The 22429-nt window shown below is 58.4% G+C and carries 17 protein-coding genes and 1 other RNA gene; 13 read left to right on the plus strand and 5 right to left on the minus strand.

Features of this window, described 5'->3' with window-relative positions; genetic code table 11:
- Positions 1-80 precede the first annotated feature (80 nt).
- Entirely contained in the window at positions 81-1487 is a 1407-nt protein-coding gene (locus tag ACF6ZU_RS16420; protein WP_392885203.1) for a DUF2252 domain-containing protein, read from the minus strand.
- Between the two features lie 139 nt (positions 1488-1626).
- On the opposite strand from ACF6ZU_RS16420, the gene ACF6ZU_RS16425 reads away from it, so the two are divergent.
- Positions 1627-1875: a helix-turn-helix transcriptional regulator gene (locus ACF6ZU_RS16425; protein WP_392885204.1), complete on the plus strand. Its 249-nt coding sequence runs from the start codon at positions 1627-1629 to the stop codon at positions 1873-1875.
- A complete protein-coding gene (locus ACF6ZU_RS16430) occupies positions 1876-3075 on the plus strand; it encodes a type II toxin-antitoxin system HipA family toxin (protein ID WP_392885205.1) in 1200 nt (399 codons plus the stop codon). It abuts the gene before it with no gap.
- Positions 3076-3102: 27 nt separating this feature from the next.
- On the opposite strand, the gene ACF6ZU_RS16435 is transcribed toward ACF6ZU_RS16430, so the two are convergent.
- On the minus strand, positions 3103-3573 hold the full coding sequence (locus tag ACF6ZU_RS16435; RefSeq protein ID WP_392885206.1) for an isochorismatase family protein: 471 nt from the start codon (positions 3571-3573) through the stop codon (positions 3103-3105).
- A gap of 361 nt (positions 3574-3934) precedes the next feature.
- Between ACF6ZU_RS16435 and ACF6ZU_RS16440 the strand changes: the two genes are divergently transcribed.
- The 10 genes from ACF6ZU_RS16440 to ACF6ZU_RS16485 all read left to right on the plus strand — a co-directional run bounded on the left by ACF6ZU_RS16440 (position 3935) and on the right by ACF6ZU_RS16485 (position 18760).
- Positions 3935-4867, plus strand: coding sequence for an NAD-dependent epimerase/dehydratase family protein (locus ACF6ZU_RS16440; protein ID WP_392885207.1), 933 nt, complete (start codon positions 3935-3937; stop codon positions 4865-4867).
- Positions 4868-4929: 62 nt separating this feature from the next.
- Complete coding sequence (locus ACF6ZU_RS16445) at positions 4930-7740, plus strand: bifunctional glycoside hydrolase 114/ polysaccharide deacetylase family protein (RefSeq protein ID WP_392885208.1); 2811 nt, start codon at positions 4930-4932, stop codon at positions 7738-7740.
- Positions 7718-11332, plus strand: coding sequence for a tetratricopeptide repeat protein (locus ACF6ZU_RS16450; RefSeq protein ID WP_392885209.1), 3615 nt, complete (start codon positions 7718-7720; stop codon positions 11330-11332). The genes ACF6ZU_RS16445 and ACF6ZU_RS16450 overlap by 23 nt, the downstream gene beginning before the upstream one ends.
- Before the next feature lie 26 nt (positions 11333-11358).
- Positions 11359-11877, plus strand: a complete 519-nt coding sequence (locus ACF6ZU_RS16455; RefSeq protein WP_392885210.1) for a penicillin-binding protein activator LpoB — start codon at positions 11359-11361, stop codon at positions 11875-11877.
- A 5-nt stretch (positions 11878-11882) separates the two neighbouring features.
- Positions 11883-13250, plus strand: a complete 1368-nt coding sequence (locus ACF6ZU_RS16460) for a PelD GGDEF domain-containing protein (RefSeq protein WP_392885211.1) — start codon at positions 11883-11885, stop codon at positions 13248-13250.
- On the plus strand, positions 13228-14217 hold the full coding sequence (locus ACF6ZU_RS16465) for a HEAT repeat domain-containing protein (RefSeq protein ID WP_392885212.1): 990 nt from the start codon (positions 13228-13230) through the stop codon (positions 14215-14217). The genes ACF6ZU_RS16460 and ACF6ZU_RS16465 overlap by 23 nt, the downstream gene beginning before the upstream one ends.
- Positions 14214-15728, plus strand: coding sequence for a GT4 family glycosyltransferase PelF (pelF, locus tag ACF6ZU_RS16470; RefSeq protein ID WP_392885213.1), 1515 nt, complete (start codon positions 14214-14216; stop codon positions 15726-15728). Before ACF6ZU_RS16465 ends, pelF begins: the two co-directional genes overlap by 4 nt.
- Positions 15729-17102, plus strand: coding sequence for an exopolysaccharide Pel transporter PelG (gene pelG / locus ACF6ZU_RS16475; protein WP_392885214.1), 1374 nt, complete (start codon positions 15729-15731; stop codon positions 17100-17102).
- Between the two features lie 266 nt (positions 17103-17368).
- Positions 17369-18304 carry an enoyl-CoA hydratase/isomerase family protein gene (locus ACF6ZU_RS16480; RefSeq protein ID WP_392885215.1) on the plus strand — a complete coding sequence of 312 codons (936 nt, stop codon included), beginning with the start codon at positions 17369-17371 and terminating at the stop codon, positions 18302-18304.
- Positions 18305-18337: 33 nt separating this feature from the next.
- The gene (locus tag ACF6ZU_RS16485) at positions 18338-18760 is read left to right on the plus strand and encodes an organic hydroperoxide resistance protein (protein ID WP_392885216.1); all 423 of its coding nucleotides are present in this window, start codon (positions 18338-18340) and stop codon (positions 18758-18760) included.
- A 103-nt stretch (positions 18761-18863) separates the two neighbouring features.
- On the opposite strand, the gene ACF6ZU_RS16490 is transcribed toward ACF6ZU_RS16485, so the two are convergent.
- Positions 18864-19409: a hypothetical protein gene (locus tag ACF6ZU_RS16490; protein ID WP_392885217.1), complete on the minus strand. Its 546-nt coding sequence runs from the start codon at positions 19407-19409 to the stop codon at positions 18864-18866.
- 470 nt (positions 19410-19879) lie between these two features.
- Here ACF6ZU_RS16490 and ACF6ZU_RS16495 point away from each other — a divergent pair, with 470 nt between their 5' ends.
- Complete coding sequence (locus ACF6ZU_RS16495; protein ID WP_392885218.1) at positions 19880-21085, plus strand: glycosyltransferase family 4 protein; 1206 nt, start codon at positions 19880-19882, stop codon at positions 21083-21085.
- Between the two features lie 465 nt (positions 21086-21550).
- On the opposite strand, the gene ssrA is transcribed toward ACF6ZU_RS16495, so the two are convergent.
- Positions 21551-21944: a transfer-messenger RNA gene (gene ssrA, locus ACF6ZU_RS16500) on the minus strand.
- 102 nt (positions 21945-22046) lie between these two features.
- The gene (locus ACF6ZU_RS16505; RefSeq protein ID WP_392885219.1) at positions 22047-22301 is read right to left on the minus strand and encodes a hypothetical protein; all 255 of its coding nucleotides are present in this window, start codon (positions 22299-22301) and stop codon (positions 22047-22049) included.
- Positions 22302-22429 lie beyond the last annotated feature (128 nt).

Raw genomic sequence — 22429 nt, forward strand, 5'->3', positions numbered from 1 at the left:
CGCCGAATGAGTAAGTGTCACAAATGATAATACTTATCATATAGATCGGCTGGGTGACGCTGCAAGAACAGAGTTCGCGCTCAAGGCAAATGATCGGCCGCGAAGTCCGCCTCCGACCGTGCCCGCAGACGCCCTTTGCGACAGGCTTGCTGGAACCGTTCGAAGTCGCGGTCATTCTGTTCGGCATAAGTTTTTGCGTACTTGAACAGGGCATCGGCCAAGGCGTCGCTCTTGCCGATGTAACCGCTGATGTGCGCGGCAAGCCCTGACGATTTGGCATGCGCACGGGCGAGGGCGCGGCCACAGATGCGGCCGTAGGCGGCAAAGGCTTCGGCGTCGAAGGTTTCCAGTTCGGCCGAGACCTTCATGTCGCGCAACTGACGCACATAAAAGTGACGACCGCTGGGGCCGGTGGTCCAGCCGAGGAACAGGTCGCTGGCGGACTGCATCAGGCGCTGGCCATCGACGACACGCTGGCCCTCATGCCGTACGCGCGATTTGGCCTTCACGTAGTCGGCGAGCACTGACCGCCGGGCTTCCTTGAATTGCAGGAACAGCGGAAATCCCTGATCGTCAGTCAACAGCGCCACCAGGCAACGGGTCCCGACACTGCCCACGCCCACCACTTTGAACGCCAGGTCCTGAACATTGAAGCGCGCCAACAACCCGCGTCGGTCGGCTTGCAGGGTCGCGCGATAGTCGGTCATGAACGTTTCGAAGAGCGGCCGCCAGTCTGCGAGGCGCAGCCAGTCATCGTCCGCATCCAGCAGCGTGGTGTTTTTGTGCAGGTGGAAAATTTCCGGCAGGTCATCGCGAATGATCAGACGACCTTGTGCGTCCCGCTCGCTGATTTTCGGCAGCAGCTCGGCATGCGTCCGGCGTTCGGCCTTGGCGATCGCGCGCTCCACATGTTCCAGCGTGGCTTTACTCGCCTGCTGACGCAGATCGTCATAGGTGATGGATTCATACCAGGTCTCCAGCGCGCTTTGCTCGGCACATTCGAGCATCGTCTGCTGATACGCGGCGACCACTTCCCGGCAGACGTTTTCTTCCACGGTCTCGCCATGGCGCAGGTCGCGGGCGGCCACCATGAAGCTCGCCACCAGACGTTTGACATCCCACTCCCAGGGGCCGGGGTGGACCTCGTCGAAGTCATTGACGCTGAACAGCAGGTTGCGTTCCGGCGTAGCGAAGCCGCCGAAATTCATCAAGTGACAGTCGCCACAAATGGTCGACACCAGACCCATGTTCGAGGTACCGGCCAGGTCGTGGGCCTGCAGCAACGCATTGCCGCGATAAAAGGTGAACGGCGACACCAGCATGCGCCCGTAGCGCAACTCCACCAGCGAATTGACCCGCCCCTCGCTGGAGCGCTTGATCAGCGGCAGTGGATCGCGATTGATCTTCCCGGCGGCGGCCTGAGAACTGCGGGGGCAGTTCTTGCGCGCGTCCTTGCCTTGCTTCAAGCGGTCTTTGAGAGTGGTCATTGGGGCTCGGCGTTTGAGGGCTATGCGGGTTGAGTGTAGAAGGCAGGCCTGACTTTATTGGGTGGGAAACGGTATTTTTGCAATCGCACAAATGTTATGTATGCGTTACATTGAAATACAAATGTTACGGTAAGCGAACATGGACCACTCTTTTCTGATATCGCGCCTTGGTAAACAAATACGTGAAAAGCGTTTGAACCGAGGTTTTACACAAGCAAAGCTTGCTGAGCTCGCGGGGCTAACACGGCAGAAAGTCATTGGTGTGGAAAAGGGCGACCTGTCTGTAAGCATGATGGCTTATGCGCGAGTGGCGGGTGCTCTGGATTGCGAGTTTGCGATAATTCCGGCGGCCATGCCGACCCTTGAGGAACTTGAGGATCTCTTCTGAATGAAAATGATCTCGCTCATCGTCAGCACCCCTGAGGGACATAGCGGCCGGGTCCTCACAACCGCGGAGGACTTCATCTTCCGCTACGAGGAAGATGCGCTGCCGAATAAGGCGATCAGCCTGTCGATGCCGGTCCGACTTGATGAATTCCGTCGGCGAGACCTGCACCCGATCTTTCAAATGAATCTGCCGGAAGGGTATGTGCTGGAGCAGCTGCGCAACCGCTTGGCCAAGACCGTGAACGTCGATCCCATGTTATTACTCGCGCTTTCCGGTAGCAGTTCTCCCATTGGCAGGGTTCAGGTGCGTTCGGAAGCGGTTGATGCGTTGCTTGGAGAGCGAACGTTTCCAGGAGAAAAGCTTGAAGAGATTTTGACGTGGGACGGCGCAGAAGACATCTTTTCAGACCTACTGGATCGTTACATTCTGCGTGCGGGCATATCAGGCGTTCAGCCCAAGGTGCTGGTACCTGAGCGACGGGGAAATAACTTGCCCCGAGTCACATCAAAAACCTCGGATTTGATCATCAAAAGTGGCCGCGATGAGTTTCCCGGTCTGGCGATTAACGAATTTCTTTGTATGTCGGTGGCCAAGGAAGCGGGGATTCCTGTGCCGGAGTTTTATCTTTCCGATAATGCCAAGCTGTTTGTCATGCGCCGTTTTGATCGAGACGCTCAACTCAATCCTGTCGGCTTCGAGGATATGGCAGCGCTCATGGGGTTATCGGCCGATCAGAAGTACAGTAAAAGCTACGCGGCCATCGCTAAGGCCATTCGTCTGTTTTGCCCCGCACAGCATGTGCAATCGTCCCTTGATCAACTCTTCGACAGTGTTGCGTTGAGTTGCATCGTTGGGAATGGTGATGCCCACTTGAAAAACTACGGTTTGCTCTACTCGGAGCCAACACAGCGGGATGCGCGTTTGGCTCCGGCGTATGACATTGTCAATACGACCGCGTATATCCCGGAGGATGTTCTGGCGCTGGATTTGGCGGGCAACAAGTCAATGTTCGCTTCACGCCAAGGCTTGCTGGAGTTTGCGCAGACATGTGAGATTGAAAAGTCGGAGCTTCGTATCCAGAAAATTCTCGCAGCGCTTGAAGCAGTGCTTGAGCGTTATCCCCAGCATCGGGAGAGTGCGCCTCATGTAGTGAGTGCGATTCAAAAAGCCGCGTTACCTTTTATGCTTACTTTTGGATAGCGTTGATCAAGCGGCGCTCGCTGTACCCTAACCCCGCCCCAACTCCCCCACGGTCACCGTCTGCCCGAAATGATGCTCCCACAACCGCACCCCCAATCCCCCCGACCGATCCAGCGATGAACCCACCGTCAGGTCCGTGATCAGCGTCGGCTGCAACCCCGCATCAAACAACGCAAACCCCGCCGCGAGGCAGCAGGTCTCGGTTTGCAGGCCGCACACCAGCACGCGCTCCACTTGCAAACTGGCCAGGTAATCTATGGTTTCAGCCGTTGGCGCGTAGCCATGCTTGATGAAAATGCGATCGGCGTGGATCAGGCTTTCGTCATCCGCCGCGGGGTGCCAGCCGAGTTGTTTCTGGAAGGGCGTCCTGGATTCGTCGTGGCGTTCCACGGTAGCAGCGCTGGGCATGGAGCCAATGAGTGACTGGATACCGTCGATCAGCCACTGCGGCGGTGCGAAGCTGGGTTGAACATCAACGATAAGGAGGGCTTGTTTCATGGTGCGGAGGCTCCTGAGCGGCGGCTGCGTATGAACCATAGTATGTCGACGTGTAGCTATTAAATGTCGTCAATTAAATGGCGAAATTTCAATGTCGAAGGCCATTTTGCGATGGAATAGACAAACTATTGACAGTGCGCCGTTGATCTCACATTATCTGCGCCGCTCTAATGGCCCTGCGCCATAAATTCGGCGTTGATCCGACAGATTTCCCAATGATTTTGAACCTTCGAGATTTGGGTGATGTCGCAGTTTCAGGCGTGATTGGCTAAAGGCCATCAGTCTGAATTATTGATTTAGAGCGTCACCGTTTACGGACTTTACATACGAGTGTCCGTTTGAATCTTCAGGAAGAAACTTCATGCTTGATGGGCGAATACTGGTTACCGGCGGTGCAGGATTTATTGGTTCACACCTTGTAGAGGCTTTGCTTGGCAAGGGCTACAAAGTTCGCGTACTGGATAACTTGTCGACCGGCAAGGTCGGTAACCTGCCAGTCGGTAATGCCAATCTCAACCTCGTCGTCGGCGATGTTGCGGACAGTGCCGCCGTCGAGCAAGCCATGCGAGATTGCACCGCCGTCGTGCACCTGGCAGCAGTGGCTTCGGTGCAAGCGTCGGTCGATGATCCGGTCAGCACCCATCAAAGCAACTTCGTCGGCACATTGAACGTGTGCGAACACATGTTGAAGGCCGGCATCAAGCGTGTGGTTTTCGCGTCTAGCGCGGCCATCTACGGCAACAACGGCGAAGGCTCGGCGATTGATGAGGACACCCCCAAGTCCCCGCTGACGCCTTATGCCAGCGACAAACTGGCCAGCGAGTACTACCTGGACTTCTATCGCCGCGAACATGGCCTGGAGCCGGTGATCCTGCGCTTCTTCAATATCTTCGGGCCGCGACAGGACCCGTCTTCGCCGTACTCCGGCGTGATCAGCATCTTCACCGAACGGGCCATGGCCCAGAAGCCGGTGGCGATTTTTGGCGACGGTGAACAGACCCGCGACTTCGTTTACGTCCAGGACCTGGTGAGCATCCTCGTCCAGGCCGTGGAAGCGCACGAGCCGGCGCCCGGTGCCGTCAATGTGGGGCTCAGTCGTTCCACCAGCCTCAACGACCTGATCACTGAACTGGGAAACGCCACCGGCCATCCTCTGACGGTGACGTATCAGGCTCCGCGTCAAGGCGACATACGCCATTCGCGAGCCAACAACGCGCGTCTGCTCGAGCGTTTTACGCTCCCGGCCCCGACGTCCATCGGCAACGGCCTGGCGCAGCTTCTGCGCAGCTTATAATCCGCCCGGCATTTGTGTCCGACGTTCGAGCAGTCTCGGATCAGTCATTTCAAGAGTGATTTATGGAAATCGTTTTTAGCAGGCCGCGTGTCCGCGTGGTTGCCAAGCGGCTGTTCGCTGCCTTGGCACTCTTCGTCAGCGGACCGTCCGTCCAGGCTTCAGCATTGCCGCAACCTTCCAGCGTGGCGTTCTGGTACGCCGACCAACCGCCGCTGTCCGAGTTGGCTCAGTTCGACTGGGCGGTGGTCGAGCCCGGTCACTTGACCGCTGGTGACGTCAAAACCTTGCGCAAGCTAGGCAGCCATCCGTTCGCATACGTGTCGGTGGGCGAGTTCGATGGCAACAAGGCGGCCATCGACAAGGCGGGCCTGCGTAACGCGGTCAGCCCGGTGCGAAACGACTCCTGGAACAGTCAGGTCATGGACCTCACCGCGCCGGCCTGGCGCGAGCATTTGCTCGGCCGCGCCAAGGCATTGCAGGCGGAAGGTTATGACGGTCTGTTTCTCGACACCCTCGACAGTTTCCAGCTGTTGCCGGAAGGTTCGCGAGAGGCGCAACGTACGGCCCTCGCCAGTCTGCTGCGGGAAATGCACAAGCGTCAGCCGACGCTGAAACTGTTTTTCAACCGTGGGTTTGAAGTGTTGCCGGAGCTGGACGGCGTCGCCGCAGCGGTTGCGTTCGAGTCCATGTACGCCGGCTGGGATGCCGCCGCCAAGCGTTATCGCCCCGTGCCGGAGGCTGACCGCGAGTGGCTGCAGACACAGCTGCAACCGTTGCGTGCCAAAGGCATTCCGCTGGTGGCGATCGACTACTTGCCGCCGGAGCGTCGCGAGGAAGCACGCAAGCTGGCCAAGCGTCTGCGTGACGAAGGCTTCATCCCCTTCATCAGCACGCCTGAACTGGACTCGATGGGCATCAGCAGCGTCGAAGTTCAACCGCGTCGAATCGCGATGGTGTATGACCCGCGTGAAGGTGACCTGATCCGCAACGCCGGGCACACGCTGCTCGGCGGTTTGCTTGAGTACCTCGGTTACCGGGTCGACTACCTCGCCGCCGACGCGCTGCCGGATCATCGTTTCAGTGGCTTGTACGCCGGCATCATTACCTGGATGACCAGCGGCCCGCCGCAGGACAGCCCGGCCTTCAACCGATGGCTCGGTAAACGTCTGGACGAGAAGGTCCCGCTGGTGTTTTTCGCCGGCCTGCCTGTTGAAGACAAAGTCCTGCTCAAACGTCTGGGCTTGAACCGCGGGGCCCCTCCGGGCACTCAATCGTTGACCGTCACCTATCAGGACAAGTCGCTGCTCGGAGCGTTCGAAGCACCGGTGCAGCCCCGATCCCGTGACCTGACGGCTGTTTCAGTGTTGCCAAAAGGCCCGAAAGCGGCGTTGCTGCTGACCGGTGAAGGTGGCCAGACATTCACGCCCGTGGCCGTGGCGGAGTGGGGCGGTCTGGCCCTTGCGCCCTATATCCTTGAAGTGAACAACGAGCGCAGTCGCTGGATCCTCGACCCGTTCGCGTTCCTTCAGGCCAGCCTGCGTTTGCCGGTACAACCGCGCCCCGACACCACCACTGAAAATGGCCGGCGCATCGCTACCGTGCACATCGATGGCGACGGTTTCCCGTCCCGTGCCGAGGTTCGTGGAACGCCCTACGCCGGCAAGCAGGTGCTTGATGACTTCATCAAGCCCAACCCGTTCCTGACCTCGGTGTCGATCATCGAGGGTGAAATTTCACCGCGCGGAATGTTTCCGTTCCTGGCTCGGGAGCTGGAGCCGATCGCCCGTGAGCTGTTTGCCAACCCGAAAGTCGAGGTGGCGACCCACACCTTCAGCCACCCCTTTTTCATGCAGCCGGAACAGGCAAAGAAGCGTGAGAATTTCAACCCGGAATACGGCCTGAAGATGGCGATACCGGGGTACGACAAAATCGATTTCCGTCGTGAAATATTTGGCTCGCGCGACTACATCAATCAGCAGCTCACCACCCCGGAAAAACCGGTGAAGATGGTCTTCTGGCCAGGCGATGCCTTGCCGTCGGCGGCCACCATCAAGCTGGCTTACGACGCGGGTCTGAAAAACGTCAACGGCGCCGAGACCAAACTGACCAAGTCCAACCCGTCGCTGACCGGTTTGAATCCGTTGCTGCGTCCCACCGAAGGTGGCTTGCAGTATTACGCGCCGATCATCAACGAGAACCTCTACACCAATCTGTGGAAAGGTCCGTATTACGGTTTCCGCGATGTGATCGACACCTTTGAGTTGACTGACGGCCCGCGCCGCTTGCGCGGTCTGCACCTGTATTACCACTTCTATTCGAGCACCAAGCAGGCCTCGATCAAGGCGATGAACGAGATCTACGGGTACATGCGCGAGCAGCACCCTATATCGCTGTGGATGAGTGACTACCTTGATCGTTTGCACGGACTGTACCAGGCCAGTCTGGCGCAAACAGTCGACGGTGCCTGGCAGATTCGCGGGATGGACGGGTTGCGTACCTTGCGCCTGGACCCGCAAATGGGCTGGCCGGATCTGCTGCGCTCGCAAGGCATTGCCGGTGTCCGGGATTTGCCGCAAGGGCGATATGTCGCTCTGAGCAGCGACCACGCGTTGCTGGTGTTGCGCCCTGATCGAGACAACAGACCGGCGCTGGAGGAGGCCAATCTGCCGTTGGTGGACTGGAGATACCTGGATGATCGTCGGGTGAGTTTTGCGTTTGCCGGGCAAGTCGATCTGACCTTCTCGGTACGTTCGACAAGTGCCTGTCGGGTTGAAGTGGATGGACAGCGTTTCACGGGCAAGGCATCGGCCGGTCTGTGGACTTTTCAATTACCAATGAAGCAGGTGAGTAATGGTCAGCTCCTCTGCGACTAAAACCAAAAGCAGTCGATTGCTCAATCCTTGGGCATTGGCGGTGGTGGCGACTGCTGTCGGCGGTCTGCTGTGGGCGACCTTCCAGCGGGAAGAAGTGTTCCAGCCTGATGGCCGCGAGCCGGATGCCGTTTCGGCCAACTACGCCGAATTGTTGCTGACTGCGCACCCGGATGACGATCACCTGCGCCTGCAGTTGGTCGATCTTTTGATTCGCCTCGGCGACTACGTGAAGGCGCGTCAGCACCTGGAGGCCTGGCCTAAACCGATTCCGGATGTGCAGGCGTATTACCGGCTTGAACTGGATGCGCTGGAGGCTGCGCAAGGCAGTGATCCTGCGGTGCAAAAAGCGTTGGTGGAGCGGCTGCAAAGCTTTGATCACCGCCAATTGCCGGTGCCGCAATTGCAGAACCTGGCCAAACTGGCGCTGGCACTGCAAGCCCCGGCTTTTGCCGCCAGCGTTTATGACGAAATCGCCAGCCGTGATCCCGGGCAACGTACCGAGTCGCTCAAATCGGCTGCCCAGTGGTATCTGGCAGGCGAACAACCGGGGCGTGCTGCAGAAATTTATCTGGAGCTGAAAAAAGACAGCCAGCAACCCGCCGAGCGTCTGGCGTACTCGCGACTGGCGTTTAACAGTTTGCTGGCCTCCGGGCAGGGTGATCAGGCGGTGCAAGTGCTCGCCGATGAACTTGATCAGCTCAAGGATCCGCAGACGGATGCGGCCTGGCTGGAGCAGGGCGTTGATGTTGCCGTTGCCAGCAAGCGCTTCGATCTGGCACAGCAGTTCCTCCAGCAGTGGCGCGTATTACAACCGGATAACCCGAAAATCCTGCAGAAGGATTTCAACATGCGCCTGGCCCTCGGCGATCTGCCGGGTGCCTGGGAAAGCGGTCAGCAACTGTTGCTGGAGCATCCGGATGATCCGGCACTGCTGGAGCAAATGGCCCATCTTGGCGAATGGCGCGGTGACAGTGAAGCCGCCCTGGATTATTGGATTCGTCTGCTGGAACTGCGCGAAGACCCGCAAATCCGTGAGCACGCCTGGCGCCTGGCGAGTCAGCAATTCGATTTTGATCGCTCGATCCCGTTGCTGGCCGACATCATGAAGCAGCGCGCGCTGACCGACGTTGAACTCGATGCGCTGATCTATGGCCACGAATCACGAGGCACCCCGGATCAGGCCGAAGCCTGGCTGCACGCTTACTTGCGCAAGTACCCGAAGCATCGACTGGCGTGGACGCGATTGCTGCAAAACCTTGAAAACACCGGGCAGTACGCGGTCAAGGCCAAGGTCTACAAGGACTACTCGAAACGCTTTGCGCTGACCACTACGGAGCGGGTCGATTGGGTCGACACCTACCTCAAGCTGTTTGATAACCAGGCCGCGTGGCAGGTGTTGCAGGTCGATAACCGCACGATCACCGATCAGAATTACTGGCGTTCCCGGGCCGCGCTGGCCTGGGACCTGGAGCTCGACGATGAGCTGCGGATGTCCCTGGAGAAAATGCTGGCACTCAAAGGCTCGCTGAATAGCGGCGACGAGAGCCAGTTGATCACGCTTTATCGCACCAGTGATCCACAGCGTGCCTTGGCATTGATGGTCGACAGCTGGAAGCGTACGAAGGATCCGCAGCGTCTGGTCGAGGCCTTGCAGCAAGCCCAGGAATTGCAGGATTGGCCGCAAGTGACCGCGCTGCTCAAGGATGCCGAGCAATACCCCGACGCTTATGAACAGGCGCAGGTTCTGGCGGTTCGCGGTGCATTGGCGGTGCAACAGGGGCAAGTCGAGGAGGCGCAGCGTTTGTACTTGCTGGGCTTGTCGCGCTACCCCGACGACAATCTGTTTCGTGAGCGCCTGATGTGGCTTTACGTCGATCAGGGCAACACCGCTGCGTTGAAACCACTGCTGACTGAGTGGAAGGCGCAGGCCCGGGAAGACCGGATCCTGTGGCTGCCGTTCGCCAGTGCCAGCCAAATGCTCGGCCGCGACAGCGAGGCGTTGGCCTGGTACCGCATGTACCTCAAGAGCAGTCCGAATGACTGGCTGGTGCGGGCGGCCTATGCCGATGCGCTCGACAGCGCGGGATATCAGGACGCGGCTCAGCGTCTGCGCTTGAAGTTGTTGCGCAGCCCCGAAGCTGAAGACATTCGACCGACGTCCCAGCGCTATGCGATCTGGTTGCGTCTGATGTCCAGCAGCTATTCGCCAGCCAAGGCGCAGCAGGAAGTGTTGAAGTGGAAAGACGGCTCACCGGCGATGCTGCAACTGTGGTTCGAGCGTTTGCTGGCGCGTCTTGACGCAACCAACCAGGAGTCGCAGAAAGACCAGTGGCTGGATTGGGCTCGCAGCCAGGGCCTGAAGGTCGAGCGTTACGAGCAAATTCAGCAAGCGCTGCGCAGCCGCAACAAAGAGCAGGTTGAAACGCTGTTGGCCAGTAGCGATCTGAATCCGGCACAGCGTGCTCAGGCACTCAGCCGTCTGGGACGCCTGGGCGAGGCGCTCGACACCAACCTGTCTGCGCTCGGTGACGAGCAGCCGATGGCAGTGCGCGAACAGCTGCGCCGTCAGGCTGTGGAGATCCACGAAGCGACGCCGCAAGGCGCGCAGCTGTCCTGGCATGAGCAGGATTTCGGCGGCCTGGAGTTCAATGCGCCTCGCCTGGAAATCGCCCACAACCTGGGTGACAACTGGTATGCCGATCTTGAGCTGGAGCAGGGCAAATACCACGGCGACGACATCATTTCATCGAGAATTGGCGAGGAGCGCAACGCCGCTCTGACCTTGCAGCGTGCGGTGGAAGACGGCAGCTACAAATTGTTCGTCGACACCAGCCAGCGCAGTGACGATGACCGTAATGGCCTGGGCCTTTCGCGGACCTGGCAGTTGAGCGTCAGCGATGAGCTCGAGACCGGTCTGGGCTGGCATCGCAAAAGCGAAGACAGCGGCTTGATGCGTGCCTTCGGTCAGCAAGACAGCGTGTGGGTCGGCGGTCGTCATGGGCTTTCCGCTCGCGATCAGATCAGTTGGGAAGTGGCGCAAAAGTCGTTCTCCACCCGTGCCGGCGACAACCTGGGAAATGGTCAGGCGCTGAAAATGGAATACAACCACACCCTGGAGTTCGCCGGGCCTAACTGGACCGTGCGCAGTGGTGTCGATTATCAGCACAACAATGTGAATGATCGCCGGTTGGATTACCTTTCGAGCCGCAACAAAGACGGCCCGGTCATCGTGCCGCCACAGGGACTTAACGACGAAGGTGGGCTCGACGAAAACGATACGGAAACCGTCATGGGCAGCGATCTTCTACAAAGCCGCTACGGCCAACTGTACGTCGGCACGTCCTGGCGTCGCGGCATTCCGGGCGCACTGGTGCGCACCAAGCCGCAATACACCTGGCTGGTGGACGTGACCGCGGGCTGGCAATGGCTGGATCAAACTTTCAACTACGGCATCAACACCGGGATCGGTTTTGAAGTGCTGGGTAATGACGAACTGGCCCTGACTTTCGGCTACCAATCCGCGCCACAAGGCGGGGATGGTCAGTCCGGCGGAACACTGGGTGTGAGCTACGGCGTGCGGTTTGGACGCTGATCATGGAATGTCTACGGAGTAAAATCATGCAAGCAATTCGTAATCTGGGCCTGGCCCTCGCCGTTCTGTTCGTCGCCGGTTGCGCCAGCTTCACCGATGAAACCAGCCCGAACCTGCCGCGCAATGCGCAGTGGGGCATCGTGCCGATGATCAACTACTCGCAGACCCCACAGGCCGGTGAACGCAGCGAGCAGATCCTGCTCAGCGTACTCAGCAGCCACGGTTTGCAACCACGGGTTTACCCGGTCAGCACCCAGGGCGAACAAGCGCTGATGGATGACAACGAACGTCTGGCCGGTGCCCTGGATTGGGCCCGTGAGCAGAAGCTCGACTACGTGATCGCCGGCAGCGTTGAAGAGTGGCAATACAAGAACGGCCTGGACGGCGAGCCTGCGGTCGGCATCAGCCTGCGCGTTCTCGAAGCCAGCAGCGGTCGGGTGCTCTGGAGCAAGAGCGGCGCCCGTGCCGGCTGGTCCCGTGAAAGCCTCGCCGGTACCGCTCAAACGGTGCTAGACAAACTTGTTGGCGCCCTTCGGTTCGAGTGATCGCAATGAATTCTCCCCACATGGATTACAGCCTCGCGCCTCAAGCCAGCGGCCCGGTGTCTTGGCTGGAAACGCTTCTGGTGACCGGCCTGGCCATCGGCCTGGGCTTGTGGCTGACCCCGGAAGACCCGTTGCAGATACACGGCGGCTTCCCCTGGCCGATTCTCGCGCCATTGCTGTTGGGCGTGCGCTACGGTTTTGTGCGCGGCCTGTTCAGCGCCAGCCTGCTGGTGCTGGCGATGTTTGCCCTGCGCTACCGCGGTCTTGAAGGTTACGCACAGATCGATCCGTCATTCATTGTCGGCGTGCTGGTGTCCGGGATGCTGGTGGGTGAGGTTCGCGATTTGTGGATGCGCCGCCTGGAGCGGCTGCAAATGGCTAACGAATACCGTCAGTATCGTCTCGACGAATTCACCCGGGCGCATCAGATCCTGCGGGTCTCCCACGACCTGCTGGAACAGCGTGTCGCCGGTAGCGACCAGAGTTTGCGCAGCTCACTGCTGGGCCTGCGTGAAAAACTGCGGGTGATGCCGGACGCCGGTGATGCCTTGAAGGCGCTGGCGGAACCGATCGTGTCGATGCTCGGACAGTACGGTGCGCTGCGCGTGGCCGGTCTGTATCGCGTTGACGAGCGTGAAGAAAATGTCCTGCCGGAAGCGCTGGCAACCATCGGCGTCATGGGGCCGTTGGGCACCGAGGACGGTCTGGTCAAGCTGTGCCTGGAGCGCGGCGAACTGGTGAGCGTGCGCCAGGAGCTGATCGATTCCGGCCACTCCACGCAGTTCTCATCCTTGCAGGCCTGCATTCCGTTGATCGATGCCGAGGGTCGTCTGCTGGCGATCCTGGCGGTGCGGCAGATGCCGTTCTTCGCGTTCCAGGATCGCACCCTGAGCCTGTTGGCGCTGCTTGCCGGGCACATCGCCGACCTGTTGCGCCGAGACCCGCAAGTGCTGCAACTGCCCGACGCCGATGCACAGCAATTCACTCTGCAGCTCAAGCGCTCGCTGGTGGATGTGGAGAAACACAAATTGCCGGCCGGCCTGTTTGCCTTCGAAATGACGCGTCCCAACGAAGAGCTGACACGGTTGATGGAGCGCAGCCAGCGCGGTCTCGATTTGCATTTGCCGGTGCGCAACAATCGCGATCACAAGCTGTTGCTGGTGCTGTTGCCGTTGACCAGCCCGCAGGGCACCGAAGGTTATCTGGCGCGGATCAGCCTGCTGTTGCATGAGCACTTTGGGATTGAAAGTGACATGGACAGCCTGGGCGTGCGGGTCATGCCTTTCAACCTGGAGCCTGGCGTCGACCGCAACGGGCTGCGTAATTTCCTGTTCAACGAGTGTGGCCTGAATGATCAGCAAGTGGCTGTTTAGCGGAGCCTTGTTGTTAGAGGCGGGCAGTTGGGCCAGTCTTTGGCTCGCGGTGCCCGAGTTGCAACAATTGCTGGTGTTCACCCTCAGCCATGGCCTGGCCTGCGCGATGCTTTGCGCGGCGGTGTGGCTGCTGCTGCCGGCCCGCTATCGCGCACCGTTGCCGTGGAGTCCGCTGTTCATTTTCAGCCTGGCGTTCTTCGTGCCGGTGATCGGCGCGATCGGCGTGGTCGCGGCGATCTTCCCGGCGCTGTACCTGCCACGCAAGCGTCACCAGCAAGCCTGGCAAGCCGTCGGCATTCCGAGCCTGCCGTTTCGTGCGCAAACGCAACATCATTCGCCGATCTTCGCCGATGGAGGTTTGCAGGATGTATTGCGCCATGCGCCGGATCCGGACCAGCGTCTGGCCGCGTTGCTGGCCACACGGCGCATGCCGGGAAAGGAAGCGGTGCCGATCCTCAAGCTGGCGCTGGGCGATCCAAGCGACGACGTGCGCCTGCTGGCGTATTCGATGCTCGACAAGCAGGAAAGCGACATCAACCTGCGCATCCAGATTGCGCTCGGGCAACTGAACGGCGCCAACGCGAAAACCGCCGGCGCACTGCACGGCACGCTGGCGCGCTGGTATTGGGAGCTGGCGTACCTCGGCCTGGCGCAAGGCAGCGTGCTCGAGCACGTACTCAACCAGGCCAGCGAACATGCCGAACAAGGGCTTGAGGCGGGCGAGGGCGGTGAGCTGTTCTTGCTGGCCGGACGCATTGCGCTGGAGCGCGGTGATGTCGATCGCGCCGAAGTGCTTTTGCATCAAGCTCAGGACAACGGCATGGGCGCCGCTCAGGTGCTGCCGTTCCACGCCGAGCTGGCGTTCGAAGCCGGGCGTTATCACGAAATCCCCGGGTTGCTGCAGAAGCTTCCCGAGAAAACCCGTCAGCGACCCCCGTTCGCTGAGCTGGTGAGGAGCTGGACATGAATCACAAGGAAGAGGCGCCGATGGCGGACATCTGTCTGCTGCTCGAAGGCACCTGGCCTTACGTGCGCGGCGGCGTGTCGAGCTGGATTCACCAGATGATCCTCGGCCTGCCGGAACTGACCTTCTCGGTGATGTTCATCGGCGGCCAGCGCTCGGCCTATCCGACCCGGCGCTATGAAATCCCGTCGAACGTGCTGCACATCGAAGAAGTGTTTCTCGAAGACGCAACGCATCCGACCAACGTCCATGGCACGCCGCGCGAGGCCGATCATCAGCAGTTGGCGGATTTGTATCGCTTCCTGCATCACCCGGACGCGCCGGAGCCGGAACTGGGCGAACGTTTGCTCGACTGCATCGCCCAGGGCCGCATGACCCTCGACGACGTGTTGCGCAGCCGCGCCAGTTGGGAAGCGTTGAGCGAGGGCTATCGCCTGCACTGCGCCGATCCGTCCTTCGTCAACTATTTCTGGACCCTGCGCTCGATGCAGTCGCCGTTGCTGATGCTCGCCGAAGCGTCGCGCAAGATGCCGCGCGCGCGGGTGCTGCATTCGATTTCCACCGGTTACGCCGGGCTGTTGGGGTGCATCCTCAAGCAGCGCTGGAACTGCACGTATCTGCTTAGCGAACACGGGATCTACACCAAGGAACGCAAGATCGACCTAGCCCAGGCCAGCTGGATCGCCGAAAGCTCCGGCCAGGCACTGAACCGCAGCCTCGACGCTGGCTCCGGTTACATCCGTACGTTGTGGGTCCGCTTTTTCGAACGCATTGGTCAGCTGACCTATAACAGCGCCGACAACATCATCGCGTTGTATGACGGCAACCGTCAGCGGCAGATCAAGGACGGCGCCGACCCGGCGCGCACCCAGGTGATTCCGAACGGCATCGACCTGCCGCAATGGACCTCCGCCCTGCAATCCCGTGCGCCGGGCATTGCGCCGGTGGTGGGCCTGATCGGGCGTGTGGTGCCGATCAAGGACGTGAAGACGTTCCTGCGGGCCATGCGCGGCGTGATCAGCGCCATGCCTGAGGCCGAAGGCTGGATCGTCGGACCGGAAGAGGAAGATCCGGAGTACGTCAGTGAATGCCGCAGCCTCATGGCCAGCCTCGGGCTGGAGGGCAAGGTGCATTTCCTTGGTTTCCAGCGTATCCAGGACCTGCTGCCGAAACTCGGCCTGATGGTGCTGACCTCGATCAGCGAAGCGCAACCGCTGGTGATTCTCGAAGCCTGGGCTGCCGGCACGCCGGTGGTCAGCAGCGATGTGGGCTCGTGTCGCGAGTTGATCGAAGGCGGCACCGCCGAAGACCGTGACCTCGGCCTGGCCGGCAAAGTGGTGGCGATTGCCGATCCACAGGCCACCTGCGCCGCGATCCTCGAACTGCTGCGCAACCCGCAACGCTGGCAGGCCGCCCAGGCCAGCGGCTTGTTGCGGGTCAATCGTTACTACACCGAAGCCTTGATGCTGCAGCGTTATCGCGACTTGTATCAAGCAGCCATGGAGAACAGTTAAATGGCCGGCATTGGCTTCGAACTGCGCAAGATCCTTTCGCGCGATTCCTACACCGCAACGTTGCACGCCTACGTGTACGCCGGCCTGATCAGCTCCGGGCCCTGGGTGTTGTCGATCATCAGCGTGATGCTGGTGGGCATCATCAGCCTTGGGCTGGTGATCCCGAACACGCTGGTGGGGCAGTTCCTGGTGACGGTGACCTACCTGATGGCCACCTCGCTGATTCTCACGGGGGGCCTGCAGCTGTTCTTCACCCGGTTCGTGTCCGACCGGTTGTTCGAGCACAAGTACGAACAGATCCTGCCCAACTTGCTCGGCATCCTGCTGCTGGTCACGCTCGGCGCCGGCGTGCTGGGCATCATCGTGCTGACCGTACTGTTCGATCAGCCGCTGATCTACCGGGTGCTGGTGCTGTCGAATTTCGTGGTGCTGTGCAACCTGTGGCTGGTGATCATCTTCCTGTCGGGGATGAAGGCCTATAACCGCATCCTGCTGGTGATGCTGGTGGGTTACACGTTGATGGTGGGCAGCGCGTATTTGCTGGCCTTCCTGCAGATTCCCGGTTTGCTGCTGGCGCTGTTGATCGGGCACAGCACGCTGCTGTTCCTGTTCCTCTACGACATCCTGCGCGAGTACCGGGCGGAAAAGCTGATCGCCTTCGACTTCCTCGATCGGCGCCAGGTATTCCTCAGCCTGCTCGCCACCGGTTTCTTCTACAACTTCGGCATCTGGATCGACAAGTTCCTGTTCTGGTTCAACCCCGGCACCTCGAACAACGTCATCGGCCCGCTGCGCGCCTCCATTCTGTATGACCTGCCGATCTTCATCGCCTACCTGGCGATCATCCCGGGGATGGCGGTGTTTCTGGTGCGCATCGAAACCGATTTCGCCGAATGGTATGACCGTCTGTTCCGGGCGATCCGCGAGGGCGAAACGCTGCAGCACATCGGTTCGCTGAAAACCGAGATGACCCTGTCGATCCGTCAGGGGTTGCTGGAAATCTGCAAGGTCCAGGGGCTGACGGTGGTGCTGTTGTTCCTGTTCGCACCGCGTTTGCTGGACTGGCTGGGCATCTCCAGTTACTACCTGCCGCTGTTCTACATCGACCTGATCGGCGTGAGCATCCAGGTGGTGTTCATGGCGTTGCTCAACGTGTTTTTCTACCTGGACAAGCGCACCGTGGTGCTGGAACTGTGCGTGCTGTTCGCGGTGTTGAACGGGGCGCTGACGCTGTTCAGCATGATGCTCGGCCCAAGCTTCTTCGGTTACGGGTTTACGCTGTCGCTGCTGGTGTGTGTATTGCTCGGTCTGCACCGACTGTCCACGGCGCTGGAAGACCTGGAGTACGACACCTTCATGTTGTCGACGCGATAACGGTTATCGGGTACGAAAAAAGGCACTGGCGATCATCGTCCAGTGCCTTTTTTTTCGCCTGATGGCTTCCGACTGGCGTCACTTGTCAGGCCGCGATGTGCTGCTAACCTTGATCACTCGGAGCTGCCGACGAAAGACGATTCGTTCCGGGCCACCACTTGACTCGAGTGCCTCTCGATCGCTCAAGCCGTCTCCCGCCCCCACAGCCAGTCGACTCCTGGCGATATCTCCGACACCTGTCTTTCGATATCGCTCTGGAGATTCTCATGAAACTACAGTTGCTGAGTGCTGCCCTGATGATCGCCGGGATGGCGACCGCCAGTCTAGCATCCGCCGGTGAGGCCTCGTCCACCACCGCCAAACCCACCAGCCAAACGACCAAGCAGGAGATCAAAATCACCCGCGTCACGCCCGAATACTGGCGTGTCACCTTCCACAACCCGCCGTACAACATCTACGGCCCGGAAACCATGCCGCAACTGAATGAAGTCGTCACCGCGCTCGAAACCGATCCGAAGGTGAAGGTCGTGGTGTTCGACAGCGACGTTCCGGATTTTTTCTTGACCCACTATGACTTCGTGCCGCCGTTGACGGACACGACAAGCCTGCCCAACGGCCCCACCGGGCTGCCGCCGCTGCCCGACATGCTGGTGCGACTGAGCAAGGCGCCGGTGGTTTCGATCGTGTCGATCCGCGGTCGCGCCACCGGTGTCGGCAGCGAGCTTTCACTGGCCAGCGACATGCGCTTCGCCAGTCGTGAAAAAGCCATTCTCTCGCAATGGGAAATCGGTGCCGCACTCGTACCGGGTGGCGGCCCCATGGCCCGACTGCCGCGGCTGATGGGGCGTGGGCGCGCGCTGGAAGTGCTGCTGACCGGCAACGACATCGATGGCGAACTCGCCGAGCGGTATGGCTACGTCAACCGTGCGTTGCCGGACGCTGAACTCGATGCCTTTGTCGACACCATGGCCCGCCGCATTGCCCGGTTCGACAAACAATCAATCGCTGAAATCAAGCGCCTGGTAGATGCCTCCAGCCTGCCGCCCAATGAAGCTATCGCCGCCGAATGGGACGGGTTCATCGGCTCGGTAAAACGTCCGGCCGCGCAGCAACGGATCAAGCAGTTGATGGAGCTTGGCTTGCAGAAGAATGCGGATGTGGAAAAGCGCCTGGCGCATTACACCGGCACCCTCGGCGACTGATCAACAACCCACCGTCAATCAGGAGTTACCCTCATGAGCACTGCATTGGAAACCGTTCTGTACACCGCAAAAACCCACACCGTCGGCGGCCGCACGGGCACCGGCAAGTCCAGCGATGGCGAGCTGGATGTGAAATTCAGCTCCCCGGGTTCAGGCAAGCCGGGCACCAATCCGGAACAGTTGTTCGCGCTTGGCTATTCGGCCTGTTTTATCGGTGCGATCCAGGTGGCTGCCGGGCAACTGAAAATCAAGTTGCCAGAGGACACGTCGGTGGATGCCGAGGTGGATCTGGGCAAAACCAAGGCTGGGGAGTTTCAATTGGCGGTTCGTTTGAACGTTAACATTCCTGGTCTGGAGGACCGGGTGAAACGAGAGTTGGCCGATGCTGCGCATGAAATCTGCCCGTATTCGCGGATGACGCGGGGGCATGTGGCGGTGGAGTTGAAGGTCGTTTGATCGCCGGGTAAAAATCCAGGCAACAAAAAAGCCGTGAAGCTTCGATGGCTCGATGCTTTACGGCTTGGTTGCGATCCTCCTGCGAGGACGGATTGGTGCTGGATTACTGCGGCTTTGCGTTCTTGATGTCGCTGATGATTTGCTGCGCGATGGCCTGAACCTGTTTTTTGGTCATGGCCGACATGGCGCCTTCCCACGCCGATGAAGACGTGTCATAGGTGCGGGTTCCTATCAGGCTCCCCGATTTCAAGTCTGAAAAGTCTGCGCTTGAATTGACCCAGGCGTTGCCCACCATGATGCCGGCGCCATAGCGTGCGCCTGGCGTGAGGTATCGAAAGTTGCTTACATTGATGGTGATGCCGACACCCTCCTTGTTACCCGAACTCAAGGACTGAACCTCTGTAAGGCCGTAGCCTGCACGGGTGGCCTCTGCTTGCAGGGCCTCATTCCAGTCCCGCTGTAAAAGGGGCCAGTCCTCATTCTGCTGAACCTTGCTGTTCCCTTTGAAATTGACCACCAGGTTTTGCTTTGCCGATTCCTGGATGGCCAGTGTTCCATTGCCGCCGCTTTTGACGGACGCTGCGCAACCGCTCAGAAGCGATACGGCCGCGAAGCATGAAAGGGAGATCAACAGTTTTGTGATTTTCATTGAATGTCCATATCCGGAAAGAATGGGGTGTCTTGGCCCGCTCAAGCCTTTCACGCTGTGCCTGATCGGGATTCGAGGGTGAGTGAGCTGCGAGCGAGCAATGCTAATGGGAAAATGACGCGGCACCAAACTTATCGGTTGGCTCGCAGGGCGTCAGGCTTGACGCGGAATTGCATTTCGACACGACCCCAAAACGTTGCGGCCTTGATCGGTTTTGAGCAGCTTGAACACGGTTTCCTGGCGTCAATATATAAAACCCGACCTGGCGTTTTACACACTCAGCCGATGGATCATTTTTTTCCTGATGACGTGCTTTATCCGGACACCTGGCGCGCTTTCTTCGGCTAAGATCAAGAGAATTTAGAGTGTAACCAAATCTAACAGAGTACTATGCTACGTTTGGTTTCGCTTTTTTACTGAAAAAAACGGTCGCCTGGCAAAAGTTAGAAAATCAAAAAGAGAGGGGCGGTATGATAGTTGAGCCATATATCCTGTTTATCAGGATACCTATCATCAAACATGATAATGGTCAGGTGTTTACTGACCCTCTGTGGGCAAAAGATTTAAAGTTGCATTTAAACTATATCGAGAATTTCGGAATCTGCTGCCCGGTTGAAAAAAACAACGACTCAGAAGGCTTGGTCAATATTACCGACATCGGGATAAAGTGGATTTTTGAATTAAAAGTGGATCATGGGCTTGGTTCCATTTTAAAAAATCTGATACCCAATTTCAGCGTGGTTAGAAAAGCCTGTCAGAAAGCAAAAGTTGTTCATTCTGACGGGGGCGGATGGGCCTTTCCCTTGTCTTTCTATTTGTTGGCACTTAAGCCGTTCATGTCTTTTCGCTGGGTTATCGTTATTGAGTCATCTTTCTGGATGCTGGGGCAAGGTGAAAAGCGGACATTTAGAAAAGTTATTGAGCATTACGTTAACAAGGTACTGTTGACGCGCTGTGTAAAACTGGCGGATGTAAGAATATTTACTCAGTCCTTTTACCGAAAGTATTTTTTGGGGGATGAAAGGAGTCGAACCTTCATAAACCCTGCAACTTGGGTCGATAAAGGTAATGCGGCAACCCGTGAAATGGTCGAACGCAGATTTGAAAGCAAGACTGATCGCGTGGTCAAAATACTGTTCCCGTCGCGGCTCATAGCGGATAAGGGCGTATTGGTCGTGCTTGCCGCCATCAAAGAACTGCAAGCCGCCGATATAAACGTGAGCATTACCATCATGGGCTCCGGTGAGTTGAAAGAGGAGTGCGAGCAGTTCGCAAAGCATAGTTACGGAGGCGTCCGTGTCGAATTTCAACAGCCTGTTGATTATGGCGACAAGTTCTTTGAGATGGTTGCTCAATATGACTGGCTGTTAATTCCGACGTTAAAGCAGGAGCAGCCCAGGGTTATTTTTGATGCTTTTAGCCAAGGGGTTCCTGTTATTGGTTCAGACACGTCCGGTATCAAGGACATCACGAACAAAGACAATGCGTTTACCTTTGAAACAGGCAATTCATCCAGCCTGGCAGAGGTCATTAGTCATGTGGCGCGGAATCCGCGGCTTTCCCTTGAGATGGGGCTGGCTGGCCTTGAGTATGCGGCTGGAAAAACTCATTTGCAGATGCATCAGGACAGGGAACTGTTCCTTAAAGAAGGGCTGAAGTACGTCAACACTCCATGAACTTGACTCTGGGGTGTTTGCTGGCGGTTCCAAAGTTTTGCACGTAGCCCACAAAAGACATCTACCTAGCAGGGAGCTGGTGAGTCAGGGGGCGAAAGTCCAGATCGTTACCTGAACCGTGATAGGTGGATAACTTTCCAACTAACAGTGCTCATTCGCTTATAAACGAAAATCCCGCTTCAAATAAAGCCCTTGCGCGGTCGAGGTAGACGTACAGGAAGTACGGTCATGCCTTTCCTCATTCCGCCAGATTTCACTCCACGCCAAGCCTCGGGCGGCGGGTTCATGCTCACCCCCCCCCCATCCTCGATCATTTCCATGGTTTTTGTCATCAGATGGCGCCGCAGTTGCCGGCTTCGCTTTTCACTGCTTTGGGGAGGCATCCGCAGGACAGAATGCTGTGCGGTTTCATTTATGGATGCCCAGACACAAGAAAGCCCGCGCGGGGCGGGCTTCTTGGGTATTTGGTGGAGCCGGGGGGATTTGAACCCCCGTCCGCCAGTACTCCGCTGTCGGTACTACATGCGTAGCCGTGTCTATTAAGTTAACCCTCAGCGACCCGACGGGCAGGGTGCTTTGGGCGAGTTGTGTAAGTTTTAGCCGCTTCGTCCACAACGTACTGCACGGCGATTCTGTTCTATATGACAATCACTTTGGGTTTACAGACATCCCCTGATGATTGCTGGACCCGAAGGTACCAGAAGGGAAGGGCTAAGGCTGCTTACGCAGCGAGAGCGTATTCCCCGTAGGTTTCGTCATTGGCAACTATAAGAAGTTGCAACAGTGGATTTACGAGTTCTGTTACCAACTCGGCATGCACCTAAAGTTTCGCAACCGGCGTCGAATCCTAAACGGCCCCGAGCTTGTTGCTCTGTGAATCCAAGTGAGCAACAAGCCTGCGCAGTGTACGCCAACGCGCGTCAGAAGGCCAACCCGAAGCTTGGCCGGGGGAGATCTTCGCTCAATGCGCCAGTGACAATCCTTGGGTGGCCTCGGTGACGCATTTTTTGTCATCCCCGGCGGCTTTTGATGCTTCGGCGCTGGCCAGCAGTCTCTTGATCTCCATCGTCGTGTTGTCGGGAGTTGCCGGCAGTGCATTCACTTTGGCCTTGAGCTCTTGCAGCTTGCTCGTACACAGGTCGTTGTCCGCTGCAAATACAGGAGAGGCCAACATTGCAGCAGACATGAACAAACCAGCGATCGCGGTACGTTTCATGGATATTTCCTTGTAAGGGGGCTCGGTATTTCCATAGGGTCGGGCGGCTCGGCCAAGGTCGAAAAAGCGCCGATTGATCGGCCCTACTTAAAAGACCGCAGGAATTCGCTTTTTACCCAAAGGAGATG

The organism is Pseudomonas migulae (assembly GCF_043225285.1).
Classification (GTDB): Bacteria; Pseudomonadota; Gammaproteobacteria; order Pseudomonadales; family Pseudomonadaceae; genus Aquipseudomonas; species Aquipseudomonas migulae_C.

Excerpts from the sequence above, each read along its gene's own strand:
- ACF6ZU_RS16480 (WP_392885215.1), top strand. The coding sequence starts at position 17,369 with ATGAAACTACAGTTGCTGAGTGCTGCCCTGATGATCGCCGGGATGGCG.
- ACF6ZU_RS16420 (WP_392885203.1), bottom strand. The coding sequence starts at position 1,487 with ATGACCACTCTCAAAGACCGCTTGAAGCAAGGCAAGGACGCGCGCAAG.
- pelG (WP_392885214.1), top strand. The coding sequence starts at position 15,729 with ATGGCCGGCATTGGCTTCGAACTGCGCAAGATCCTTTCGCGCGATTCC.
- ACF6ZU_RS16445 (WP_392885208.1), top strand. The coding sequence starts at position 4,930 with ATGGAAATCGTTTTTAGCAGGCCGCGTGTCCGCGTGGTTGCCAAGCGG.
- ACF6ZU_RS16450 (WP_392885209.1), top strand. The coding sequence starts at position 7,718 with ATGGTCAGCTCCTCTGCGACTAAAACCAAAAGCAGTCGATTGCTCAAT.
- ACF6ZU_RS16465 (WP_392885212.1), top strand. The coding sequence starts at position 13,228 with ATGATCAGCAAGTGGCTGTTTAGCGGAGCCTTGTTGTTAGAGGCGGGC.
- ACF6ZU_RS16495 (WP_392885218.1), top strand. The coding sequence starts at position 19,880 with ATGATAGTTGAGCCATATATCCTGTTTATCAGGATACCTATCATCAAA.
- ACF6ZU_RS16440 (WP_392885207.1), top strand. The coding sequence starts at position 3,935 with ATGCTTGATGGGCGAATACTGGTTACCGGCGGTGCAGGATTTATTGGT.
- ACF6ZU_RS16425 (WP_392885204.1), top strand. The coding sequence starts at position 1,627 with ATGGACCACTCTTTTCTGATATCGCGCCTTGGTAAACAAATACGTGAA.
- ACF6ZU_RS16460 (WP_392885211.1), top strand. The coding sequence starts at position 11,883 with ATGAATTCTCCCCACATGGATTACAGCCTCGCGCCTCAAGCCAGCGGC.
- ACF6ZU_RS16430 (WP_392885205.1), top strand. The coding sequence starts at position 1,876 with ATGAAAATGATCTCGCTCATCGTCAGCACCCCTGAGGGACATAGCGGC.
- pelF (WP_392885213.1), top strand. The coding sequence starts at position 14,214 with ATGAATCACAAGGAAGAGGCGCCGATGGCGGACATCTGTCTGCTGCTC.
- ACF6ZU_RS16490 (WP_392885217.1), bottom strand. The coding sequence starts at position 19,409 with ATGAAAATCACAAAACTGTTGATCTCCCTTTCATGCTTCGCGGCCGTA.
- ACF6ZU_RS16435 (WP_392885206.1), bottom strand. The coding sequence starts at position 3,573 with ATGAAACAAGCCCTCCTTATCGTTGATGTTCAACCCAGCTTCGCACCG.
- ACF6ZU_RS16505 (WP_392885219.1), bottom strand. The coding sequence starts at position 22,301 with ATGAAACGTACCGCGATCGCTGGTTTGTTCATGTCTGCTGCAATGTTG.
- ACF6ZU_RS16455 (WP_392885210.1), top strand. The coding sequence starts at position 11,359 with ATGCAAGCAATTCGTAATCTGGGCCTGGCCCTCGCCGTTCTGTTCGTC.
- ACF6ZU_RS16485 (WP_392885216.1), top strand. The coding sequence starts at position 18,338 with ATGAGCACTGCATTGGAAACCGTTCTGTACACCGCAAAAACCCACACC.